This window comes from Bacillus sp. SRB3LM, from assembly GCF_015712745.1.
Classification (GTDB): Bacteria; Bacillota; Bacilli; order Bacillales; family Bacillaceae_G; genus Bacillus_A; species Bacillus_A thuringiensis_K.
Genome location: NZ_VWVQ01000028.1, coordinates 1 through 1981, shown reverse-complemented (window position 1 = coordinate 1981; position 1981 = coordinate 1). Strand labels below are relative to the sequence as shown.

The window sequence follows — 1981 nt, the reverse complement described above, 5'->3', positions numbered from 1 at the left end:
CGCAAAGCATGATGGAGACCCTTTTCAAAAAAGAAATGATGCTAGAATCTAAAATGAAAGCAGCTGCGAATATTCCAACATTACAAGGACCCACTGGTCCTACTGGTGCAGCCGGTGACGTTTTAAGTATAAATGGTGTTACAGCAGGACCGACCGGAAATGTTGTGTTAACAGCCAGTTAAGTAGGTGCTTTTCCTTATACAGCAGTTCCTTCCAATACAGATTTGAATACGTTGACAACACCAGGTGTCTATAGTTCCAATGGGGCAGCTGGTCCACCAATTAATGCCCATAATACCAATTCAATCTGGACTGTATATGTATCTGCGATTACGCCAGGAGTGGGAAGTCCTTCTATTCTACAATTATTTATTTCAAATCCATCTATTTATGTACGAAGTCAGACAAATGGCACATGGAATCCATGGCAACAAATTGGGGCTATGGGACCTACGGGAGACACAGGGCCTATTGGAGACACAGGCCCAACCGGAGATACGGGTCCTACGGGAGATACGGGTCCAACGGGAACTTTTATGAATTCCGCTGCATTTTTTGCCCTAAATTCAAATCAGACAGTAGCAGGTGGAAATGCCGCTATTAAGTTTGATGATCAATCTGTAAATATTGGATCAGATATCACATATAACCCAGCAACAGGTCTCATAACTGTAACTGCTGGAACTTATTTTATTGAGTACAATGCAAATATAAGAGGGAACGCTGGGACAACACAAATACCTCAGATAGGCCTGCGTGACGGTAACAATGTATTTGGACGTAATAGAATATCAGTCCATTCGCTTTCTACAACAGACGTTTTCTCAATATCTGGAGGAACTATAATTACAACTCCTGCAGCTGCACTTTCATTAGTAAATTCGGGTCCTCAGGTGGGTGGAACTTATGATTTAGTTGTAGTGCAGGGTGCCACTCCAGCGGCTACGTTACGTATAATGAAAATTAGATAGAGGTATGGCAACCAAAAGCAGAATACGTGACCACATGAAGCGATGATTTTTTGTATAAAACGTTGTATACACAGTCGTTATTAGAGCAATATGTCTGGTTGGTGGCAGATTAAGCATATCATATATGGATTCTACATCAGCAATTGGCTCTTTGTTATCAAGCCTTGGGTGAACAAGAACAAGAAATTGTATCAAAATGTAATGAGAAATCGGGCTTAACCGCTCCCAAATGATAGTTTGTATGAAAATTTAAATTGGTAGTGGGGAAACTTAGACAATTCGGCTCTGCCGTCTTTGATGGCAGGGTTGAATTTATTGGAAAGTATGATGTTCCACATTTTTTTGAATCCACAGTTAATGTTTTGAGAAATGATGTATTGGAATGATTCCGTAACTTATCATTTCTTTAGTCCCTATTATAAATTTCATCATCAAAATACAGCTTATCCATAAAATTATTCACGATACCATTGAAATAGGGAAATTTTTCTTTTTTATGCGGACCTCAGCTTTTATTTTCATCGCAAATTCGTTCGTAGCCTTTACACCAATATGTAATTCTTGTTCTTTATCAAAAGCGGTTTGCCCTGTTATATGATTCACTACACGTTTACAATGCTTCACTACTTTCCAAAATTCTTGAATGTTTTTCGCTTTTGAATAAAAAGCAGAGGCTAAAGAAACAAAACGCTCTGGTACCTAGTGAGCAACGAAATCAGCTTGTTCAATATTCTCTTGTGGAGTATTGCTATGCTTATTACTATTACGTTTGTTTATATCTTTTATATTTTGTTTTAATGGTAGGAAACTTTGTAGGAATTTTTGTATCTACCTTGTCGGACACTTCTTCCACAATTGGTTGAATGATAATAGCATTAGAAGTTTGAAGCATATCTTTTTTACGTTTCATTGCTACTTGAGGTGGTACAGTAAAACTGGAACACAGTATAGAGATAAATTATTCTATATAAGAGGTGTTTCAGATGAAAAAACAGTATGATGAAACGTTT

Annotated in this window: 1 protein-coding gene and 2 pseudogenes; 2 read left to right on the top strand and 1 reads right to left on the bottom strand. The window is 37.8% G+C overall.

Annotation, left to right across the window (positions count from 1 at the left end; translation table 11 throughout):
* Together F3I02_RS17070 and F3I02_RS17065 are read left to right on the top strand one after the other, a co-directional pair.
* Window positions 1-182, top strand: a pseudogene (locus tag F3I02_RS17070) (hypothetical protein); the annotation flags it as partial.
* A 51-nt stretch (window positions 183-233) separates the two neighbouring features.
* Window positions 234-971, top strand: coding sequence for a hypothetical protein (locus F3I02_RS17065; RefSeq protein ID WP_196477837.1), 738 nt, complete (start codon window positions 234-236; stop codon window positions 969-971).
* 406 nt (window positions 972-1377) lie between these two features.
* On the opposite strand, the pseudogene F3I02_RS17060 reads toward F3I02_RS17065, so the two are convergent.
* Window positions 1378-1890: pseudogene (locus tag F3I02_RS17060) on the bottom strand (helix-turn-helix domain-containing protein); the annotation flags it as partial.
* Window positions 1891-1981 lie beyond the last annotated feature (91 nt).